This is a genomic window from Carboxylicivirga marina (assembly GCF_016612505.1).
Taxonomy (GTDB): Bacteria; Bacteroidota; Bacteroidia; order Bacteroidales; family Marinilabiliaceae; genus Carboxylicivirga; species Carboxylicivirga marina.
Window position 1 is genome coordinate 45,131 of sequence record NZ_JAENRR010000012.1, and the last position, 24,591, is coordinate 69,721.

Annotated in this window: 12 protein-coding genes; 11 read left to right on the forward strand and 1 reads right to left on the reverse strand. The window is 38.4% G+C overall.

What is annotated here, in order from left to right; all coding sequences use genetic code 11:
- The first annotated feature begins 7 nt into the window (after positions 1-7).
- From JIV24_RS07060 to JIV24_RS07080, 5 genes are all read left to right on the forward strand, one after another.
- Positions 8-2,722, forward strand: coding sequence for a sulfatase-like hydrolase/transferase (locus JIV24_RS07060; protein ID WP_200464327.1), 2,715 nt, complete (start codon positions 8-10; stop codon positions 2,720-2,722).
- Between the two features lie 5 nt (positions 2,723-2,727).
- A complete protein-coding gene (locus JIV24_RS07065) occupies positions 2,728-4,122 on the forward strand; it encodes a sulfatase-like hydrolase/transferase (RefSeq protein ID WP_200464328.1) in 1,395 nt (464 codons plus the stop codon).
- A 30-nt stretch (positions 4,123-4,152) separates the two neighbouring features.
- Positions 4,153-4,611, forward strand: a complete 459-nt coding sequence (locus JIV24_RS07070; RefSeq protein WP_200464329.1) for a DUF4625 domain-containing protein — start codon at positions 4,153-4,155, stop codon at positions 4,609-4,611.
- Between the two features lie 202 nt (positions 4,612-4,813).
- Positions 4,814-7,141 carry a T9SS type A sorting domain-containing protein gene (locus JIV24_RS07075; protein ID WP_200464330.1) on the forward strand — a complete coding sequence of 776 codons (2,328 nt, stop codon included), beginning with the start codon at positions 4,814-4,816 and terminating at the stop codon, positions 7,139-7,141.
- 65 nt (positions 7,142-7,206) lie between these two features.
- Entirely contained in the window at positions 7,207-11,244 is a 4,038-nt protein-coding gene (locus tag JIV24_RS07080) for a hybrid sensor histidine kinase/response regulator transcription factor (RefSeq protein ID WP_200464331.1), read from the forward strand.
- A gap of 80 nt (positions 11,245-11,324) precedes the next feature.
- Here the strand turns inward: JIV24_RS07080 and JIV24_RS07085 are convergent, their stop codons facing one another.
- Positions 11,325-12,764, reverse strand: a complete 1,440-nt coding sequence (locus JIV24_RS07085; RefSeq protein WP_200464332.1) for a T9SS type A sorting domain-containing protein — start codon at positions 12,762-12,764, stop codon at positions 11,325-11,327.
- 529 nt (positions 12,765-13,293) lie between these two features.
- On the opposite strand from JIV24_RS07085, the gene galB reads away from it, so the two are divergent.
- From galB to JIV24_RS07115, 6 genes are all read left to right on the forward strand, one after another.
- Positions 13,294-15,765, forward strand: a complete 2,472-nt coding sequence (galB, locus tag JIV24_RS07090) for a beta-galactosidase GalB (protein WP_200464333.1) — start codon at positions 13,294-13,296, stop codon at positions 15,763-15,765.
- Positions 15,766-15,813: 48 nt separating this feature from the next.
- Positions 15,814-18,954, forward strand: a complete 3,141-nt coding sequence (locus JIV24_RS07095) for a glycoside hydrolase family 2 TIM barrel-domain containing protein (protein WP_200464334.1) — start codon at positions 15,814-15,816, stop codon at positions 18,952-18,954.
- 19 nt (positions 18,955-18,973) lie between these two features.
- Positions 18,974-20,416 (forward strand): sulfatase, encoded by a 1,443-nt coding sequence (locus tag JIV24_RS07100; RefSeq protein ID WP_200464335.1) that lies wholly within the window; start codon positions 18,974-18,976, stop codon positions 20,414-20,416.
- A 939-nt stretch (positions 20,417-21,355) separates the two neighbouring features.
- Positions 21,356-22,633, forward strand: coding sequence for a PQQ-binding-like beta-propeller repeat protein (locus JIV24_RS07105; protein WP_200464336.1), 1,278 nt, complete (start codon positions 21,356-21,358; stop codon positions 22,631-22,633).
- Between the two features lie 39 nt (positions 22,634-22,672).
- Entirely contained in the window at positions 22,673-23,371 is a 699-nt protein-coding gene (locus JIV24_RS07110; protein ID WP_200464337.1) for an ATP-binding protein, read from the forward strand.
- The gene (locus JIV24_RS07115; protein WP_200464338.1) at positions 23,371-24,588 is read left to right on the forward strand and encodes a radical SAM protein; all 1,218 of its coding nucleotides are present in this window, start codon (positions 23,371-23,373) and stop codon (positions 24,586-24,588) included. Before JIV24_RS07110 ends, JIV24_RS07115 begins: the two co-directional genes overlap by 1 nt.
- Positions 24,589-24,591: the final 3 nt, after the last annotated feature.

Genomic DNA, 24,591 nt, shown 5'->3' on the forward strand with positions numbered 1-24,591 from the left:
ATGAAGGATGTTTAGAGGACTAATTATATTTATATGGGGTATGATAAGCCTGAATCTTCATGCTCAGGATAAGATGAATGCCGTACTCATTATCCTGGACGATATGAATGATTACATTGGTGTCATGGGCGGTCATCCACAGGCAATAACGCCAAATATAGATCAATTGGCCAATGAAGGGGTGTTCTTTTCAAATGCTCACTCAAATGCGCCTATTTGTGCACCGTCGAGAGCCAGCTTTTTGTCAGGTCTGTATCCTTCAACAACCGGAAATTTTGGTTTTGATCACATTGATAATAATGAGGTGTTGAGCAACTCAAAGTTTATCATGGCATATGCTGCTGAGAACGGCTATGAGACTTATAGTACCGGCAAAATATTTCATAGAAGTGTTGATGACCCATCCGAGACCATGGGTGAGAAACAAGATCAAGGGCCCTATGCCTGGGATGGTACTAAGCCCATTCCTCATCCGTCAGTACCTGAACCATTTCGTAATGTCGGCCTTTTAAACGGCTCATTGGCGCCTTTGTCTGATGTACCACCTGGTGGCTGGCGCAACGATTACAATGGAAGTACGCCTTTTCGTTATGTGTCGGCCAACGACCGGGATAAAATGTGCGATGAGATAAGTGCCGATTTTGTGTCAGATTGGATACAGCAGCATGAAAATATGAAGACACAAGGCAATGATAAGCCTTTCTTTATTGCCTATGGCGGCATGAAACCGCATACACCGCATATTGTACCTCAGCGCTTTTTTGATATGTATCCGCTTGATAAGGTGATGATACCCGAAATTCTGAAGGATGATTTAAAAGATACCTATGGGCATCATTTTAGTGCATCCGGCTTTAACGACTACGATTCTTTATTGGTATCATACGCCACTGCCGAAGAGGGCTTACGTCGATATGTGCAAAGCAAACTGGCCTGTATCACCTTTGCCGATAGTTTGGTTGGAGAGGTTCATAAGGCCATAAAAAACAGCTCTTTTGCCAATAACACAGTTATCATGCTGTGTGGCGATAATGGTTTTCATATGGGGGAGAAATTCCGACTGGCCAAAAATACATTGTGGGAAGAAAGTACGCGTATTCCCTTCATTGTAAAAGCATCTGGTTTTAGTGCTTCAGAAGGAGCTACCGTAGCTCATCCGGTTGGCTTAATTGATATCTATCCAACCTTTAAAGATATATGTGGATGGACAGGTGACACAAAAAAGAATGCCCTGGGAGCCGATTTAGACGGCCATAGTCTTCGTGCGTTCTTGGAAGATCCAAACAGTACAACTTGGGATGGACCTGAAGTCGTGCTGGAATCGGTTGTGAATCCAGCCACGCTGGAAATTGGCAGGCAAAACTACGCCGTACGCTCAAAAGATTATCGTTATATTCTTTACCCTTCAGGAGATGAAGAGCTATATGATTTGTCTGTTGATAAGAATGAGTGGACTAATGTAATTTTTGATGAAAGTTATGCTACGATAGTGCAAGAATTACGCGAGCAACTACAAGCTTTGGTACCTCAAATCAATTTTGAAAAAAACAGCACCATTCCCTATCTTTTTTACGATGATTTTGAAAGCTATAATGAAGGAGATGACCTGCTGAGTAAAGGCTACAAGCAAAAAAACGATGAAGCAACAACGACTACTTTATCAGTGGAAGGAGACAATCAATATGCCTTCAATGTGTCGGTCAACGGAAGCGCCATAAGTATGCGCAGAAATGTTAAAAATCTGACACCTGATAAATTATACTTTTTTGAGGCATCAACACGCACAGAAACGAGTGTAACAGCTGGTTCGTGGGAAGCGAATACACCTAATACCATCACTGGCCACCAATGCGCCGAATGGCAAACATTCTCAGTGCCTTTAAAACCTAATAAAGATTCCTGGGCGAATGGAGTGGCTATGAATCTTTTTATCAGTTCGGCACAGAATAAACCCTTAACAGTGGATAGTTTTGCTTTCTATGCAGCCGAATTGAAAATATCAACAAATGGATTTAATGAAAATGAACTGATCGCTGGTAATGATTATGAGTTTGAAGCCATGGCTACTCCTGTAAGAGAATCTTACTCCTGGTCTGTTGTCGATGGAACAGGTTCAGCAAGCATTAACAATAATGGCCAACTAACTGCCATTTCAGAAGGACATGTAAAAGTGGTGGCAGCTATGGATAATTACCCATCAGTGAATTGCACAACAGAAGTATTTATCTGGGAAGAATCGGTTAATCCTGCTCTCACAATTACAGAAATTGAGAAGGAGTTACTGGTTGATGTTGCTTATCAATTATCTGCCAGTCTTAATCCTGAAATTGATATCCCGGTTCTTTGGAGTATCGACGATGGCAGCAAGGCTATTATCAACCAAACAACCGGTTTGTTATTACCCATTGACTATGGAACCATTACCGTTACAGCCAGATTATATAAACATCAGGATGTTTTTGCCACTGTTGAATTGGATATAAAAGAGGACACAGCTGTTGAAGACTTAAAGGCATCCTATTTTAAAGTGTACCCCAATCCATCTACTGGCCTCTTTTACATCGATGGAGATGGCATTGAACCAGGTTATAAGGTATATGATTCGATGGGAAGAATGATTAAAGAATCATCCGGCTCAGTGCTAAACTTAAAAGGACATGCTAAAGGCGTTTATTATTTAGTAATTGATAAAAATAATATTGAAAAGATAATTTTAAAATAAATACCATGTTGAATAGACTCATGTTTTTGATGCTGCCAATTTTAGCTTTATCATGTGCTAAAGTCTCAGAACAAAAGACAAGTAAACAACCTAACCTTGTTGTCATAATGACTGACGATATGGGGTATGCTGATGTTGGTTTTAACGGATGTACTGATATTCCTACTCCACAGATTGATAAAATAGCTGATCAGGGTGTTCGTTTCACTCAGGGCTATGTTACTTTTCCGGTGTGTGGGCCAAGCCGGGCTGGATTCTTAACAGGGCGATATCAAGACCGATTTGGTTTCACCACCAATCCTTCCATTGACCCAAATAATCCAATTTCAGGATTACCCGTTGAAGAGGAAACCATGGCGCAGGTATTGCGTAAGGCGAATTACAAGAGCGCGATTGTTGGGAAATGGCATATGGGAACTCATCCTAATTTTCATCCCCTGGAAAGAGGGTTTGATTATTTTTATGGCTTCTTATCAGGAGGACACAACTACTTACATGATCAGTTGTATTTAAATGATTTATCCGAAGTGACAAAAAGGTGGGAGTGGTATCGCACCAAAATAATAGAGAACCGTACCAAAGTAGAGACAGATGATTATCTGACAGATGAACTAAGCGATGCGGCTGTTGAATTTATTAATGAAAAGGTTGAGAAAGACCAGCATTTTATGCTCTACCTGGCATATAATGCACCGCATACACCAATGCAAGCCACTGAAAAGTACTTGTCACGTTTCCCTAATATCGAAGATAAAAAGCGAAAAACATACGCAGCCATGGTTAGTGCAGTAGATGATGGCGTTGGTCGTGTTCTAAACGCCTTACAGGAAGGTGGTGTCGATGAAAATACGATTGTTGTATTCTTATCCGATAATGGAGGCGCACACAATAATGCATCAGATAATGGTCCTTTGCGCGGGTTAAAAGGAGATTTATTCGAAGGAGGTATCAGAGTGCCTTTTGCAATGAGATGGCCAGGTGTTATTCCTGCTGGTCAGACTTATGAAAAAGCCATTTCTTCAATGGATGTAATGGCCACCATTGTGTCACAAAATAATATTTCTATCAATGCAGAAAGACCATTGGATGGTGTGGATTTAATTCCTTATTTGACAGGAGAAACTGAAGAAGAGCCCCATGATTATTTATTTTGGCGCAAATGGGAGCAAAATGCGATGGCAATATTGCATCAAAATACCAAGTTAGTAGCCAATAGTGATCAGAATGAAAATACGCCAGAGTTATTCAATTTGAATTCAGATTTAGGAGAACAAAATAATCTTCGTTCGAGTGATGAAGCTACCAGTGAATCATTGATGAAAGAATGGGAAGGATGGAATTTGCAACTGAAAGATCGTGTGTTCCCAACTCTTGGTGGCGATGATTGGTGGGTAAAATAGAATGAGTATAAAATTATAAACTAGATAATTATGAAAAAGAACCTTGGATACATAGTACTATTATTGCTGGTGACTTTTATGTATGGATGCGGTGGCAGTGATAGTGAGGAACCAACACCTGATCCTGTTGATAGTAAAAATCCTGAAATGACAATATCAGCACCTGCAGAAGGAGCAACGGTATTACGTGGCAGTGATTTAACGTTATCAGGCACTTTTACAGACGACATGGAATTGGAAAGTCTGACTGTTACTTTAAGCTTTAATGATACTAAAGCTTTCACTGGTATTGATGATCCCTGGGAACCTGCTGGTAGCCCCGAAACAATTGTTTTGTCAGGTACAGAAGACCAACTGACCAATCACACATTGTTTGGAGAAAGTATTCCGGCGGATTGTAAAGTTGGTAGTTATGTGTTAACGCTCGACTTAAAGGACAAGTCTGGTAAAATGACGAGTCAAACAATAAATGTAGTGGTTGGAGGATAGTTTCTTTAGTAAAACTATAATAAGGCAATTGGGGTAACCTGATTGCCTTTTTTTGTTATCAATACTTTCATGCGTAGTCGTTCATACCATGAAGTTACCAACCTTCAGCTTGCGTTAGCTCTGAATATTGTTAAGGCTTGACGATTATGTGTTATTTTTAATTGCGTGGTATCAATATATTCGTAACCAAAAATTAGCTGATATGAAAGGAATATTTACGGGAATATTGATGGCTGTTTGTATGCATATAAGTGCGCAAACGGTAGTATGGCAAGCTCAGGCTGAAGATGGAATATTAGGAGGTGCAGCCACCGTAAATGACCCAAGCTGCTCAAATGCTTCCGGTGGTTTATTTGTTAAGTTTGCAAATTCTGCAAATAATACACTTAGCTTTAATAATATTGATATTAGCAATGCTGGTAGCTATAAACTATCAGTATATCATTTTAATGCAAATTCAGTAAGTCTGGTCATTGAGGTAAATGGACAATCATTGGGTAGCAAAACGTTCCCTACAGCTGTGTGGTGTTATCAGGGAAACGCTGTTGAAACTATTTTCGATATTGATCTTAATCAGGGCGTGAATACTATTAAATTAAGACCTGAAGAAGGGGTGGGATCACCATTGGTCGACAGGCTGGTTATTATAGACGAGGCAGGTGAATATCTTCCTCAAAAATACTATGTTAGCGACTCTGACGGGGATGATGCTAATATTGGTACCTCGCCAGAGAGTGCCTGGAAAAGCCTTGCTCGTGCAAGTGAGCAACTTTTAAATCCGGGTGATTCGGTGTTGTTTAAGTGTGGTGATACCTTTATTGGCCAATTGAATATTATTCGCTCAGGGACTAAAGAAAAGCCGCTGTATTTCGGAAAGTATGGCGATGGAGATTTACCAATTTTAGATGGAGCCAAAGCTGAAGATGGAGCCCATTTAACCACAATTGCCATCTCTAATCATGATAATATTGAATTAGCATATTTGGAGATAACCAATGAGCGACTGACTTCTCGTTCTGGTGTTTCCGATAATTTGGCCTATGGTATTGATGTACAGAATACAGGACCCGATACCTTGCGCAATTATCATTTTCACGATTTAACCGTCAGAGATATTTATGCTCCAACAACCGAAAATCAGGACTTTAATGCTATAAAAGTATCGGCAATCAATTTCTTTACTTCAAAAAACACCGAAGTTGGCAAGGAACGAAACATTCAGGATGTATTGGTTGAAAACTGTTATATTGCCCGCACCACACGGCTGGGGATAAAAACAGGACATGCAGGAGGTGATGATGGCGTAGGAAATGATTCAATCAACCGAAATATGAATTTTGTATTTCGCAACAACCACTTTTATCAAACTGGTGGCACGTGTATTCTTCCAACTAAAACATATAACTGCCTGATTGAACACAATATTTTTGATGAACCGGGTTCTGATGCCGATCCACGAATGGCTAACAGGGGTAGTAGCGTGTGGTTTTTCAGTAGCAGAAATGGCATTTCACAATACAACAAATGTTATAGCGTTAGAGGTTATGCCGATTCGTATAGTCAGCATATTGATTTCGGCAATCGTAACATCATCATGCAATACAATTACAGTGAAGACAGCGAAGGCGGCTTTGTTGAAATTTTAGGCGATAATGTTAATTCGACCTATCGCTTTAACGTTAGTGTCAATGACGGATTCCGCGATTTTAAAGGAAATACCCTATGGGTATCGCCTTATGCCGGAAAAGACCGCGATATTTTATCCGACAGTAGCTTTATTTATAATAACTCAGTATATGTTGATGCTGCGATTACACCTGATATTTCAATGGTTGGGAAAAATATTTTCGTTTATAACAATATTTTTTATGCTTCGGGAGCAGCTACAATAGGCCAGGATGTAACGGTTGATATTGAGGCAGGAAGCGCGTTAGCGATGTCAAACAACCTCTACTTTGGTAATGTGACAAGTACATTTAAGAGTCATGATAGCAAGCCTGTAAATGGTAACCCGCAATATGTGAATGCCGGCGGATTAACAGGTGATGATTATCAAATTCAAGAAGACAGTCCGGCTATTAATGCTGGAATACAATTTCCTGAACCAATATTCCCGATGGCAGGAAAAGGTATTTTTAAGAATATCACAATTACGCCCAGAGTTGACATGTTTGGTAATCCGGTAGGTGTAAGTGATTCGATTCCGAATATCGGAGCTGATAATAATTATAACAATTCGTATGTCGGGATACATGATTTAGAATTGGTTGAAGGAAACTCATTTGAGGTTTTTCCAAATCCAGTTAAGGACAAAGCGATAGTGACCATAACAGGAAAGAAAGCCGGAGAGATAAATCTTCTCATCTCAGATTTAACTGGAGCTGTTATTCAAAAGCAGAATTATCATTTGAATATTGGGCAAAACTCTATTCAGGTGATTGTTCGTTCTGATATTCGTAATGGCATATACTTGTTAAGTATCGAAGAAAATGGTCAGTATGTGAGTAAAAGAATCGTAATATACCGTTAGTAATTCATGTTTCTCTAAAGAAAGTCTGTATTCTGTTTTCTTCTAAAAATTGGTATTTTTGAGGTATGAGTAAAAAAGATATCAGGATTTGTGCATTGAGCCTTGGGTTATTGTTGATAGTGCTGTTTTCTAAAGCAAATACGAATTTACGCTTCGAACACCTGGATTTACCTTCAGGTATTAACTCCACTGTAAAAAGTATTTTAGAAGATGCAGATGGTTTTTTGTGGTTTGGGACCTCTAATGGCTTGGCTGTATACGATGCATACCAATTAAGGCAGGTTGAAATGGTATCTGAGAATGCCTACGGCTCTTTTGGAGCTATCAATGCTTTGGTTGAAGATCGAAAACAGCATATCTGGATTGGAACCGAAACTGGTATTTTTATTTATGATAAAAATACTGAAATATCCGTTCGTATAGACGATGATTATCTAAAAGGCATTCAATGTCGGACGCTCTACTTAAGTGTTACGGGTGATGTTTTTATTGGTACCGCTGACGGATTTTACATCTACGATCAAGACGGACAATATATAGAGCACTATCTGTATCAACAGGAATTAGGTGGTGGCTTGAGTCACAATATGATACGTTGCTTTTACGAAGATAAGCAAGAGCGGATCTGGATAGGTACGTTTGATGGTTTGAACTGTTTGAACAGAAAAGAAAAGAAAGTAACAAAGCACCAATTCATAAACAAAGAATCGCAAAAGAAGAATAACCTGATTTTAAGTATTCAACCACGTTACCTTGATTCAGACAGTATTCTATTAATTGGTACAGAAACCGGTTTGTGTATTTTCAACAGTAATAATGGGGAATTCAAGCAGTATAAACACAGTAAGCATAAAAACTCTCTTAGCAACAATGTAATTAAATCTATTTGCGTCAATGGAAATGATGTGTGGATGGGCACTGATTTTGGATTAAACCTTTTCAAAGCAGATGAACAAACGTTTTATAATTTTTTTCATGACTATAAAAATACTTTTTCAATAGCTAACAATGTTATCCATCAGGTTTATGTAGATAGCCAAAATAACCTTTGGCTGGCAACTGATAATGGCATTGATAAAATGTATCTGCGAAGTGGAAAGGTGTTGATTAGTAAGTTTTATGAGACCTCAAAGGTTTTGGATGGTGAATTGAATATTACGGGACTGTCTGTTGATAATAATGGTGATGTGTGGCTGTCGACAAGAGAAGGCTTAGTGCAGTATAACAAAAACGATGATGCATATCACTACCATTTACCCCCAGCTTTACTCCATAATAAAGTAAGTGACGTCTTGTGCGATAAAAATGGAATGGTTTGGATTACGACAGCAGGCGGCCTTAATACATATGATGGAAAAAATAAGCAGTTTAAAAGTTATGTAGCTGATGCTTCCGATAACAAGGCTTTAAAATCTAATTATATTCATGCTATCGCAAGGAGTAAGAGTGCTACATGGTTTGGTTCTTATGGTGCAGGTTTGCATAAAGTAGTAAGTGATGAACAAGGAGAACTAAGCTTCTACAACTTCCGTTACAATGAAGGTAAGCCAAATTCAATTAATTCTAACAGAATTACAGATGTTATTGCAGACCAGCGTGATAATGTATGGGTAGCCACTAATAAAGGACTAAATAAAATAGATGAACTAAGAGGGGTAATAAAACGATTCAATAATATTAATAATTCAGAAAATCAGTATGTTGCTGATTTGTTTGTTGATAGTACTAATACGCTTTGGATGGCTGCCTATCACGGCTTGCTTTATACTAATACAGATAAGATAGATTTCAAGCGAATTGATGAAATACAAATGGACATTCAATCTGTGGCAGTGAAAGGTTCAATGGTGTATTTTGTATCAGATAATGGTTTTTACAATTATGATCTTAAGAATAAAAAGTTACTACGAATTCCCAATGCTGATTTGGGTGTAAAATCCATATTGCATGTTGAATTATTAGGTAATGATAAACTGGTTTTATATGGTAAAGAAGGGTTTGTAACTTTTAAATTGGACGATGTAGAGATTGATAGTAATGTTCCGGAGGTCAGGTGGACCAACTTTTCAATTCTAAGTGAAATAATCAAGCCATTTAAGATGCGGGATAGCCGCTATGTGATAAACCAACACATCAATAAAACAGAAAATATTGAATTAAAATATGGCGAGAATACTTTTCGTATTGATTTTTCGTCTCTCCAATATAGCCATGTCAATGATTGTAGTTACAAATACATGCTGGATGGTTATGATGAAGAATGGCGAACGACGATGCCTAACCAGGCATATGTGTCATATACTCAGGTCCGACCAGGTAGGTACACACTTAAAGTTCAGGCCTCAAATAAATACGGATTGTATAATGATAACTGGCGAGAAATAGCCATTCGAATTAAACCACCATTATATCTTTCGGTTTGGGCTATCATAATGTACATTGTTGTGTTGATGGGCTTGTTCATACTCTCAAGAAAGTTGTTAATTGCAAGAGAAAAAGCCAACAATGATATTCGATTTCAGACACTTCAACGACAAAAAAGTGAAGAGCTAATTGAAATAAAAACGCGCTTTTTTACTAATATTTCTCACGAGTTAAAAACGCCACTAACCTTAATTAGTAGTCCAATTGATGATTTACTTTCAAAAGAACCTGAAGAGCCAATAAAGTCTTCTTTATTATTAGTAAAACGAAATACTGACCGTTTAAAGAAATTGGTGAATCAAATCTTAGATATCCGAAAAATTGAAAAAGGAGGAGAGAAGTTATTGATTCAAGAGTATGATATCATTCGTTTTTGCGACCGTATTATTGGCCAATTTAAAGATGAAGCGGAACGTAGGAGTATGCTATTGCAATACAACACCGAAGAGTCATCGCTATTGATGTGGTTCGATATGGAGAAAATGGAAAAGGTATTAGTTAACCTTCTTTCAAACGCCTTTAAGTTTACTCCTGATGGTGGACGTATTAGAGTGGAAGTAAAAGATGCCAGAAAATTACCTGGGAAACAAAACAAAATTGTTGTAGCTATTTCTGACGATGGCTGTGGTATTAGTAAACACGCACAAACAGATGTTTTTGACCGTTTTAATACGCAGGCTTCACCTAACTATAGCAATCAGCAAGGTACAGGAATTGGTTTATCCTTGGTCAAAGAATATGTTACCATGCATGGTGGTGAGGTAAAAGTAGAAAGTGAACCTGACGATGGCAGTTGCTTTATTTTTACAATTCCATTGGATAGAAATAAGTTCGTGAAATTCAAAGAACAAGAGGAGGCAGAATCTGATAATGAGGAAACAAAAACGGAGGAGGTTATTGAAATTGAAGAACCAACTCCGGAGCCTGAAAGTGGACGAATGGTGGTGTTGGTAGTAGAAGATGATAGCGATATGCGTGATTATATTGTATCCGGGCTTAAGGAGCAATACAAAGTATTATCAGCAGAAAACGGCGTTAAAGGTCATCAAATCGCATTAAAAGAGGTTCCTGATATTATTATTTCCGATTGGATGATGCCCCAGATGAATGGCATTGAGCTATGCCAAAAGATTAAAGGCGACTTAAGGACATGTCATATTCCATTAATATTATTAACTGCCAAAGGTGGCCTGGAAAGTAAGACAGAAGGCATTGAAACAGGTGCCGATGATTACATTCAGAAGCCTTTTAGCATGGCCTACTTAAAGGTAAGGATTAAAAATCTATGGCAACAGCGAGAACGCCTTAAAGCAGTTTATCAGAAACAAACAAGCCTGGAGCCTTCAGAGGTAACAGTGACATCGCTTGATGAAAAGTTCTTAGCTGACTTGATGGAATTACTCGAAAAAGATATGGATAATCCGGAACTTAATGTGAAAAGTTTGAGTGAAAAAATGGGAATGAGCCATACCAATCTTTATCGAAAAGTGAAAGCGTTGACCGGACAAACCGCAACAGAGTTTATTCGAACGATACGATTAAAAAGAGCAGCCCAATTGTTAAAAAGTGGTCAGCTTAATGTGAGTGAAGTTATGTACATGGTAGGATTTTCACATCGTTCATATTTTACGCAAAGCTTTAAAGCCATGTATGGAGTTTCTCCTAAAGAGTATAAATAGTTTTAAAAGTATTTGAACTAAAAATAAAGTCCGGACTAAATTAAAAGTCCGGACTTTATTATTTTAAAAGATGTTCAGCTTTATTTAATAATTATCTTACGGGTTGCTATTTGACCATTGCAATTGATTTTAACGATTGTTAAACCTTTAATAACTGCAGGTAATTCAATCAGGTTACTGCCTGCCTTTATAGGTGATGAGTATAATTTCTGTCCGGTCATTGAAAATACCTCTAGACACCCATTGCCAGCTTCTGTCATTACTGTAAATGAGCCATAATTAGGATTGGGAGCAATTGACATTTCAACACTTGACTCACGAATTGTTGTAGGGGTAGTGAATTCAAATGCACCAATGTCAGGAGCGCTTCCCCTGCTTGTACCAATCATGTCTGTAGCAATTGTGGTAGAAGCATCTGCTGCATCAATAGCAACACTGCCTGAAAGGATAGGTAGTGTGTAAACTCCATTAGTACCTTTTATGAACGTGCCGAACTTTATATGGTTAGCAGTTGCATTTTCTTTTGAAATGCAATCTGTCCCAATTCCGAGGTTCCATGCAAATGAAATGATATTATGATGATTTGTACCTCTTTTAGTTATGTCAATGATATCACTAACAGTCGAGCTTATTTCAAGTCCTGAGGAACTAAGATTATTAGTTGAATTAAAAAGGATTGAATTGGTTAAATGAAGATATTTACCTTTACTAAAGCGAATTCCAACTGTCTTAGTACCTGTGCTGGGGCTTAAAATATGGTTGTATGCGAGTGTTGAATTGTTAATCTCAACGGTTCCGTAGTCCGCATTACTATTGTCCGAAAAAATAGCGCAACCACCTCCATTATTGTCTGATGCTGTAGTTGCATTATTATAGATAACTGAGTTGTTAATAGTTATTTCATTGAGCTGATTAGCTTGTTTTGAGTAGCCCATAATTGCTCCACCACGAGTGCCACCAGCTATGTTGTTAGCAATGCAGCTATTTGTGATGTTTATACTACCCCAACTGGCAATTGCGCCACCGTTATTCTCAGAATAGCAATTTAAAATATTACATCTATCAATACTTATAGACTGGCCGGCATAGACGATTATTGCTCCACCAGCATCAGCATTATTACCATACCTGATGGTTAAATTTTTTAAGGAAAGATTTGCAGTGCCAGCTAGAGTGAAAATTCGATTGTTTGCAGATGTGCCTGTTCCAGAGTAGTCTGGTTCATTAGCTTGAGCTTGTATTATCACAGCATTGGCATCTCCATCTTGGCCTTCAATGCTAAGATTCTTATCAATCCATATGTTGGAGTGAGTATAGGTGCCCGCAGCAACTTTTATAATATCATTATCTGCAGCTTCACCTACTGCTTTAAAGATGGTGGCAAATGGAGAAGATTCACTCTGACCATCATTGATGTTGTTATCACCAGAGCTGACATCTACATACCAGGTTGTTTGAGCAACAAGTGATCCAGAAAACAATAAGAAGAATGTAAAAATTGAGAGTTGAATTAATTTCATAAGATTTTCTTTAAGTTAATAACTGTTTACAGATTAATGGAATAACAACCATTTTTATATAATTAAAATTAAAAAGTACCTGCATGAATTAGGTGCTGTAAGTCGTTAAATATTAGTGTGTAGTTCGATTGTATAACACATAATGGACTGTTGTTAACAGAAATAATACAAGATGTGTATGTGTTAGAATTTGACGTTTATCAGGGGCTTCAAATGCGCCATGCTTCTTAAGTTTGTTGCTATGAAGTAGATAATATGAGAAGGACGATCATCAAAGAATATTTAGTAGAAACTATAATTGTAATCTTATTAATTGGAGGAATGCTAATCCTATTAATGAGTTTATTTGAAGTTTATTTTTAAAGCCAATTAAAAGGGCAGAGCAGATAATAGAATGAAATATGATAATCATTATTGCCATTAATATACTCTGCTATTTTGATTGTATGTGATGAAGGAAATAATCTCACCTTTTGGTCTATTTGCCTGTGAATTCACTAACAAGAATTGTTGTAAAAAGATAAGTTTTATGCATCAAATAACTGTATTTATAATTGGACTGTTTCTAGTATTGAGCAGTTGCTCTCAACCACAAGAACGTGTCAGAACTTCTTTTAATGAAGGATGGTTATTTTGCAAAGGCGAAACGGGAGAGGAGTACCTATCCGATTTTGATGATAATAGCTGGCGACAGCTAAATGTTCCGCACGATTGGGCAATAGAGGGCCCTTTTGATAAAGAGCACGATACGCGAACGGGAGGTTTGCCGGTATATGGAACAGCTTGGTATCGGAAACATTTTTTTGTTGATAACGAGCAGACAGGTAACTGCGTGACAGTTGAGTTTGATGGTGTTATGAATAATGCCGAAGTATATTTGAATGGACAAAGGGTTGGTCAACGTCCGTTTGGTTATATGGGATTTGAAGTTGATTTAACTTCTCACATCCAGTTTGGAGAAGAGAATGTGCTGGCAGTTAGGGTTAATCCTGAAGAATTATCGGCACGCTGGTACCCGGGAGCTGGTATTTATCGTAACGTTTGGTTAGAATACAAACATCCGGTTCACATCAAACATTGGGGAACATTTGTTACAACCAAACACGTGCAAGCAAATACAGGGGTAATTAATGTTGAAACGACTATCATTAATCCGCAACTGAGTGAAGGAGATTTTGCCTTAGAATCTTTTATTATTGATACTTTAGGAAATAAAGTAGCATACACTAAAAGTGAGATTAATTTTTCAGATTCAAAAGAAGCTGTTGTGAATCAGGAATTAACGGTGAAAAATCCTCAGCTGTGGGATTTAGATAATCCATATCTTTATCGTGTCGAATCGAAACTGAAAAAAGACAATTCTTATATTGATGAGTATCATACTACTTTTGGAATTAGGACCATTCAATACTCAAAGGATAAAGGATTTCTGCTTAATGGAAATCAAGTTCGTTTCAATGGTGTTTGTTTGCATCACGATCTTGGACCATTGGGTACAGCTGTTAATTACAGAGCAACAGAACGCCAGTTGGAAATAATGAAAGAGATAGGTGTTAATGCTATTCGTACCTCGCATAACCCACCATCACCTGAACAACTTGAATTATGCGATAAAATGGGAATTTTAGTGCAAGTTGAGGCTTTTGATGAGTGGGAATTACCAAAGGTTGAGAATGGGTATAATAAATATTGGGATGAATGGCACGAAACCGACTTACGTGATATGATTAAACGTGATCGTAATCATCCATCTGTGGTTATGTGGAGTATTGGAAATGAGATAAAGGAGCAGAGGAAGAAGTATGGAGGTGAATTTGCTCAAAAGCTTGTGGATATTTGCCACGATGAAGATTCAACAAGACCTGTTACAGTTGGACTTAGCCAATATCCCCAATGTGTAAAAAATGGATTGGCAGATGCAGTTGACTTAGTAGGATTGAATTACAAACCAACTCAGTATAATAATGCGCTAAAGTACAATCCTGAATTTATTGTGTATGGCTCAGAAACGTCCTCGGTTGTTAGTTCAAGAGGAGTGTACCATCTACCAGTCAAAAATTACGAAAAACATGAATCTTTACAAGTAAGTAGTTATGATATAATAAGTCCGCCATGGGCTTACCCACCCGATTTTGAAACGTATGCACAAGAAACGATGCCTCATTCCTTGGGTGAATTTGTATGGACTGGTTTTGATTATTTGGGCGAACCAACTCCTTATAATGGCAAGGATAACATGACACATGGTAAATGGGGTGGTGATTGGCCATCACGTAGTTCGTATTTTGGAATAGTCGATTTGTGTGGTTTCCCAAAAGACAGATACTATTATTATCAAAGTATCTGGACCGATGAGCCGATGGTACACATTCTGCCACATTGGAATTGGGCTGGTAGTGAAGGCAAAAATATTCCAGTTTATTGCTATACAAATTGTGACGAAGCAGAACTGTTTTTAAATGGTCGCTCACTTGGTAAAAAAGTGATGGGCGTGGATAAGACGACCATTCCTGCGGATTTCTTGTGGTGGAAAAAGCCTGAAGTAACATGGGATTCGCCTTATCGTTTGAATTGGAATGTGAATTATGAGCCAGGTGAATTGAAAGTGCTTGCCTATAAAGATGGAAAGACAATTGCACAAAAAACAATTGTAACAGCGTCAAAACCACATAAAATTAAGTTACTAGCCGATAGAAAAACCATCAATGCAGATGGAAGTGATTTGTCATTTATTACTGTAAAAATTGAAGATAAAGATGGTAATTTCTGCCCATTAGCAGATAACTTAGTGAACTTTGACATCGTTGGTCCTGCCTCAATAGTGGCGGTAGGTAATGGTGATGCAACAAGTACAGAATCATTTCAGGCCAATTACCGAAAAGCATTTAATGGCTTATGCATGCTCATTATTAAAAGCAAGCCTGGAGAAGTCGGTGAGGTAACGATTACAGCCACTTCTGAAAAATTAAAGTCGGCACAGGTTTCTGTCGCTATAAAATAACGAATAATAGTATTAGCTTTAGGGCTTGTATAGAGATTAATATCAGCTATGAACAAAGTAATTCAGTTAATAGTAGTCCTCAGTTTTACTGTCACATCTGTTTGTGGGCAAAATGATTGGGAGAATGAACAAGTAACTCAAATAAATAAATTAGCTCCCAGAGCAACATTGTTCTATGATGATGCAAGTGATGATGTGGAGTTATTAAATGGGCAATGGGATTTTACCTGGTATGCTGATGTGACTGAAGTGCCTGAGGGTGAGATGCCAGATAAATGGAATAAGATAGAGGTGCCCGGCGCCTGGCAGATGCAGGGCTATGGAAAACCTATTTATACCAATATTGTGTATCCTTTTGATGCGAATCCGCCATTTATTAAAGGCGATAATGGTAATCCTGTTGGGATTTATCAGCGTGAAATTACCGTGAATAAATTTGATAAAAACAAGGTTTATACCATACGTTTTGAGAGTGTATCTTCTGCCTTTTATTTATGGGTAAACGATCAAAAGGTTGGATATAGTCAGGATAGCTGGTCTCCTGCTGAGTTCGATATTACTACCTACCTTCAGGAAGGAAACAATACCGTGCGCATGCAGGTTTTTCGCTGGTGTGATGGTAGTTATTTAGAGGATCAGGATGGATGGCGTATGTCTGGAATCTTCAGAGATGTGTACCTGATAAGCAAACCAAAAGTTCACCTGAACGATTATTTCGTGACTACACCTGTTCTTATGGATGGGAAAATGGGACTAAATCTGAAAGTAGCAGTCGCAAATGCGAAGAATGTTGACCTTGATAAATATGCTATCACTTATGTGTTGAAAGATGCACAGAGCCAGAAGATTATCGAAGCAAATCAAGGCCTTATGGTTGTTGGTTCTGATGAGAAGTGGAATGTACAAATCAAGAAAGTGCTTAATGATGTCGACTTGTGGTCGCATGAAACTCCTAATTTATATGACTTAAGGATTGTACTGAAAAAAAACAAAGTGGTTTTAGATGAACTTTCAACTAAAGTTGGATTTCGTGAGATATCTATCTCAGATAAAAAGGAACTTTTACTCAATGGCAATCCGATTTTAATTAAAGGTGTGAATGTGATTGAGCATGATCCTATTTACGGAAAGTATGTGCCTAAATCACGAATGGAACGTACGGTTAAGTTGTTGAAGCAAAACAACATTAATACCGTTCGTACCTCGCATTATCCTGCCTCACCATACTTTTATAAGTTATGCGATGAATATGGCATATTAGTCATTGATGAAGCCAACGTTGAATCACACGGTATGAGATACGGTGCGGCTTCACCAGCCAAACACCCCAATTGGGAAAAAGCGCATGTCGAACGCATGGAGGCAATGGTTCAGCGCGATAAAAACCATCCTTGTGTAATCATGTGGTCCTTCGGTAATGAAGCAGGAAATGGTGTGAATATGGTGGCTATGCAGAAGCGCACTAAGGAAATTGACACAACGCGGCCTACGCATTACCACTCTAGTGAAGAGCCAGTATCGTATGATACATACGGTGGTGGTATCTGGAAAGGTGGTAAAAAGCATAAATTTGGACGATATCAATCGGTTGAGGACATGATTCATATAGGCGAGATGGAGTTGGATAAACCCTTCTTACTGAATGAATATGCCCATGCTATGGGGAATAGCGTTGGTAATCTGCAGGAATATGTCGATGTGTTTGAACAGTACCCTCATTTAATCGGAGGTTGCATTTGGGATTGGTCTGACCAGGGCATTACAAAACATGTGGATGGTGCTTATGGAGATCAAATCAAGGATGTTTCAAAAGCGCATGAGGCTTGCCTGCGACCTGAAAGTGATTACTACTGGGCGTATGGCGGCGATTTTGGTGATACACCGAATGATGGTAACTTCTGTATGAATGGCATTATGATGGCTGACTTAACGCCAACACCCAAAACGGTGGAAGTGAAAAAAGCATATCAAGACATTGCCTTTCAATTATCAGACAGTGACAAAGGCCTTGTAAAAATCATTAATAAGTATCATCAGGCAAATCTTTCAGCTTTTTCATTTGATTGGCAATTATTAAAGAACGGACAGCGTTTCAAAAATGGTCACCTGGATGTGCATTTAGAAGGTTTGAAAAGCAATGTATTTAAAATTCTCAACTGGCAAGCGATTGAAGATAATGATGCTGAGTATGTTCTTCAGGTAAGAGCATACACCAAAAGCTCTACTCCATGGGCAAAAGAAGGGCATCTTGTTGCCTGGGAAGAATTTCTTATTCGTTCAATGAAGATGGAGTTGTCAGTTCCTGATACAAATCAGAAGGTTAAACTTAAGAAGGGAGACAGTCACCTATTAAATATTTTCTTTGAAGGAGGTAAACTGGTTTTCGATAAAGAACGTGGCGAAATTATACAGTTAATCAAGAATGATGAAGTGCTTGTTGATGGAGGTTTTTCACTCTCTTTTGCAAGGGCTTACATCGATAATGATAAAATCAAAAAAATGCGTTCGCAATGGGATGCCATTGATTTTCATAATCTGCTAACGAAGGTGGTTGAACTTGAGGTTCTTAAAGAGAAAGACAACGTACTTATTGCCGTACGTAAAAATCATCAATCACCATCGAATGAAAAAGGATTTGATACAGAAGAGAAGATAACGATATATTCGAATGGTATCATTGATATGGACTTGAAGGTGAATTATATTGGTGAAAAACTTCCTTTTACGATACCTCGTGTGGGGTATGAAGTCATGTTGAATTCCGCTATTTCAAATAGTGAATGGTACGGTAAAGGTCCGGGAAGCTCGTATAAGGACAGAAATACAGGGATGCAGTTGGGAATATATAAAGCCAATATTGATGAGCACTTCATTAATTATGCCAGTCCACAAGAAAATGGAAATAAATCAGAAGTTAGATGGTTTAAAGTTTATAATAACGAGCGTAACGCCTTGACATTATACGCCAGTAAAGCTCTTAACTTTTCATTACGCAAGTATACTACACAACAGTTAAACGATGCGACGCATCCATATCAGCTAAAAAGTAATCCATTTAATATTTTAAATATTGATTTTGAACACGGAGCAGTCGGTAATGGCAGTTGTGGACCAATGCCAATGCTTAAGTATTTTACCACGATCGACGATAAGAATTATCGTTTAAGGTTGGATTTAAATAATGAATAAATAGTTAAAAGAGTAACTGATGAAATGCCAACAATTTAGCTTCTGCCTATTTCTTGCATTATCATTATTGGGCACACTGAATGGGTGTAAAAATAATGAGAGAAAACTCAATGTTATTGTGATTCTGGTTGATGACCTGGGTGTAACCGACTTAGGGTGTTACGGCAGTGATTTTTATCAAACGCCTCATATTGATCACTTGGCAAATGAAGGGATACGCTTTACTAATTCTTATAGTTCATGCACGGTTTGTTCTCCAACCAGAGCCTCAATCATGACTGGGAAATATCCGGCGCGTCAGCACCTGACAGACTGGATTGAGGGACATAAATACCCATGGGCTAAATTAAGTGTTCCCGATTGGACAATGTATCTGGATAGTGCAGAGCATACCATGGCCGAGACATTTAAAAGCGCAGGATATTTTACTGCTCATGTGGGTAAATGGCATCTGGGCGAGAATGAGAAAGATTGGCCTGAAAACCATGGTTTTGATGTGAATATTGCTGGCTGGGCAAAAGGCGCACCACATCGAAATAAACAAAAGGGCTATCAGGGCTATTTTTCACCATATGGCAACCCTCGCCTTGAAGATGGACCAAATGATGAATACCTAACAGAACGTTTGACAAATGAGGTGTGTACTTTAATTGAAGAGCAAGGGGATGCGCCATTCTTTATCAACTTCTGGCTGTATAATGTCCATACTCCTTTACAAGCATGTCAAGATAAGATTGATAAATACAAAGCCTTGGTAGATTCTACCAAGCATCATCAAAACCCAATTTATGCAGCAATGGTTGAGCATACCGATGAGGCAGTGGGGAAAGTGATTGCTAAGTTAAAAGAAAAGGGTCTGTATGAGAATACCATTATTTTGTTTTCATCAGATAATGGTGGTCTAATCGGACGTAAACGAAATCGTGTGACAAGTAATTACCCATTTCGACATGGAAAAGGCGGCATGCATGAAGGCGGCGTTCGCATTCCTACCATCCTTTATGCTCCCAATATTGGATCAAAAAAGCAAGAAGTTGATGAACCGGTTATATCGAATGATTATTACCCGACATTGGCACAATTAGCAGGAGTATCAATTCCGGAAAAGCAAAGCGCAACAATGGATGGAAGTAGCTGGATGCCTTTATTAAACGGAAGCGGTGAATTAAAACGGGAAGCCATTTATTGGCATTATCCGCATTATCATCAGCAAGGGGCTGTGCCCTACAGTGCTATACGTATGGGAGACTGGAAACTGATAGATAATTTCGAAACGAATAAATTACAGCTTTATAACTTGAGTAATGATATTGGTGAAAGTTATGATCTGTCTAAGTCACATCCTGATAAAACAATCGAATTAAAAGAAAAACTGGATGCTTGGCGAGAGTGCATTGATGCTCAATTTCCATCAGAAAATCCCCAGTACAACAAAAAAAAGGAACGCAGAAAAAAGAACTAAAGACTACTAGGGTTAGGGTTGACGCTCTTCGTTTTGCACATTAAACATGTGGTTTGACGTACTGTTTAGTTTCTATCGATTCATTATAAATGCTATTCAAGCTATTGGTAGATGGATGAAACCTGACCATTCTGATTCTTCATTAAAGCAATATCGTAGTGACAAGTACCTTTATGAGTACAAATAACTGCATGATTCGAATGGATAGCCGACACAGTGTTTTATATTTACTCTTAATCTACCTGTGAAGACTTCATTTATAACATTATCAGTGCGCTGTATTTGAGCTGCCAACACCGTACCTGCTTCGTGCCTGTAACGGATTAACCTCGCTGAGAGCGTAGTTAAGCCGAAGGAGGTGCGAAGAAGACCCAAAGGTGATACGAAGAAGACTCAAAGAAAATATAGGTGTGTTCCGAATAATCTCAAAATAGCCTGATGAGTATTGCGATGGATATTGGCTGGAAAATACCTTAGGAACCGAAGAGCATTGCATGGTATTAGTGATGAGTGTTGGGTATTTGTCCGAACTAATCATCAAATCAATTTACACTTCATATGTGACTTATAACAAACAGATTATGATATGCTTTAAAAGAAATCGCGACTTGGAAGCTAATTGTTCTTGCAATTTATTTGTTTGCTATACTAAAGTGAAGGAAGAAAAACTATCGATTCTATTTCTGCTTGAATAGAAAAGTTCTAGCTAATTCTTCGAAACCGATGATTTTTACGCTCGTAAATGGAAATTCCATAAAATACCGTGTTACAAAAAAAGGTCTCTTTAATTTCGGCTACTCAAACTTGTGAAATTTTTGTTAAAAGGAGCATCCTCTGGTGCATATTAAATTTTCTATGTTATTTTTACGAGCATTAGCTCATGTGTGTTAGTTAGTATATCAAATGCACATAGAATAATAACCCCCAAAAGACAGATTTATGAACAATCTAAAAAGATCACTATTCTCATTTTTCCTTATCGTCGTTGTTAATGGTATTGTTGTAGCTCAACTTCATGATTGGCGTGGAGCAGAGCGCACGGGCGTATACAATGAAACAGGATTGTTAAAACAATGGGCAGAGAGTGGACCTGAATTATTATGGTTTTCCGAAGGCTTAGGCATGGGATACTCATCGGCAACTGTTACCGATGACGCTATCTATATTACCGGAAGAAAAGATACCATTGATGTCATAACGGCCTTAAATCTTGAAGGAGAAAAACTCTGGGAAACACCTTTTGGAAAATCATGGTTCCGTTCATATACCGATGCACGCAGCACGCCAACTTATTACAATGGAAAAATATATCTCGTGAGTGGAAGTGGTGAGATTGTTTGTGTCAATAAAAAGGGGAAAATACTTTGGTCTGATAATCATTATGAAAGATTTGAAGGCGTATTCCCTCGTTTTGGAGTTTCTGAATCGCCATTAATTGTCGATGATAAAGTTGTTGTGAGTCCGGGAGGCGATGTGGCTTCTTTGGTAGCTTATGACCTGAAATCTGGTAAGCTGATATGGAAAGCTGAACCGGTGAATGAGGCAACGCATTATGTGAATCCTGTATTGGTGAAGCACGGTGGCCGGGAATTAATTGTAACGCTTACTGAAAATCACATTATCGGTGTGGATGCTGAAAAAGGCCAGCTGCTATGGAAGGTCAATTACGCAGGTATGAATGAAAATACCGGCAAACGAATGAGAAAGAACCATGCCAACACACCTATCTATCGTAATGGACAAATCTTTGTTTGCAGTGGTTACAACCACACCTCAGTGATGTTAAAGTTGAACGAAGATGCTTCACAGACTGAAGTGGTATGGAATAACAAAGATATTGATCCGCATCATGGCGGAGTGGTGCTTTTAGGAGACCATCTGTTCAGTTCCAATTATGAAAATAATGCCAATGGCGACTGGGTATGTGTGGATTGGAATTCAGGTGAGACTCAATGGATAGAAGAGTGGCACAATAAAGGTTCGATTATTTCGGCTGATAACATGTTGTATTTCTATGAAGAGAAGGCTGGCAACATTGGATTAGTAAAACCAAGTGCTGAAAAACTGGATGTTATCAGTGAATTTAAAGTAGACAAAGGAACCGGTCCTCATTGGTCGCATCCTGTTATACGCGATGGTAAAATGTATATCCGTCATGGAGAAGTTTTGATGGTTTATAAGGTAAAAATCGATTCGGGTCTTGCATCTGCCGAGTAGAGAAGAGTTGAATGTTCATTGGTTAACAAAGAAATGAAAATGGAGAATATAACAATTTGTGCATGTCGATCACGCTCTTTTATGGTAGCCTCAGATACTGCTGATATAGTTGCTGCACTGCGAAACGATGGGCATAATGTTGCTATTGTCGATGATTTATGTCGATTGGTTGCTGATGAACCTGAAGAAGTAAAACAACTTGCGCAAGGTACCATCATTGCCTGTCATCAACGAGTGGTGCAATCACACATGGATTTGCTGGGGATAAAACCTGGCACTATCATCGAGGCACGTAAAAAAGATACAAAGGAAGTATTAGCATCTTTTAATATATCAGACAATTCAACTGAACATCGACCAGAAGATATTTTGAAAGAGATAGAAGCACTGCCAGTATACGATAGTAAGGATGCCTGGTATCCTGTTATTGATAAAAGCAAATGTACCGAATGTGCCAAGTGCTTCGATTTTTGCCTCTTTGGCGTTTATACAGTCGAGAATAAAAAGGTAAAAGTTACTCAACCAAATAATTGTAAAAACAATTGTCCGGCTTGTGCCAGGATGTGTCCGGGAAAAGCCATTGTCTTCCCTAAGTATGATAAATCGCCTATAAATGGTGGTACAGAGATTGAGGAAGTTTTTACAGAAGACGACATGGAGGAGATGTATCAAAAACGCCTACAGTATCGTTTGCAACAAAATCGCAGTCGTTTTTCAATGCTAAAAAAAGATAAGTAATGACTATCAAGGAATACATTACTAATATAAGAACAGCATTAAGGGTACCATTGGAGTGCTCACCTCGCCTGATATGGAAATTGATGTACAATTTCGCATGGAGAAACTTTATTAATATCAGACAATTTGAGAAGCGTCAGGCGCAAGGGAAACCTTTTTTTCCTGCTTTTATAATGATATCAGTGACCGAAAAATGCAATTTAAGTTGCAGTGGTTGCTGGGTAACAGCCAGGGGAACAAAATCATTAAGCTTACAACAACTCGATGGCATTATCACTGAGAGTAAAAAGAAAGGTTCCTATTTCTTTGGGATACTTGGTGGTGAGCCTTTATTGTACAAAGGTTTATTCGATATTATTGAAAAACACGCAGATTGCTATTTCCAACTTTTTACCAATGGTATGCTAATAACAGAAGATGTAGCCATGCGCATGAAAAAGCTGGGTAACATCACACCGCTGATTAGTATTGAAGGCTTGGAACAGGAGAGTGAAGAACGTAGGGGGAAAGATGATGTGTTTCATAAGACCATTGAAGGGCTTAAGGCTTGTAAAAAAGCAAAACTGTTTTTTGGGGCAGCAGCAAGTATTTGCAAGGGCAACTATAATGATTTAGTTAATAGAGAATATATTGAGCGATTGGCAAAAGAAGGTGTTCACTATCTCTGGTATTACATATACCGGCCTGTTGGTGCAAATCCTAATCCTGCCAATGCCCTTGATGAAGATGAAATATTAGATTTACGGAAGTTCATTGTGGAGCAACGTAAATCGGCACCACTTATGGTTATTGATACTTATTGGGACGACGAGGGGAATGCTCTTTGTCCGGCTGCTACAGGCATGAGTCATCATATATCTCCTGGAGGAGCTGTGGAGTTTTGTCCGCCTTTGCAAATGGCGCGTGATTTTATCAATGAAGATGGTTCTAACTTAACGGACGTTTTTGAGAACTCACAATTCATGGCTGATTTAAGGGCGATGACGGCCGAAACCAGCCGAGGGTGTATTTTGCTCGAAAATCCTCAACAATTGGTCAGTTTTGTGGAGAAACATCAGGCGATAGATTCTTCAACACGTCAAACAGTCTTACAGGAATTTAAAGATATGAGCCCAGTGGCCGGTCATGACCAAAAAGGGAAAGAAGTTCCGGAGGTGAACCCGCTTTATAAAGCAATGAAAAAGAAGTACTTTTTTGGATTTGGAGCTTATGGTTAAAGA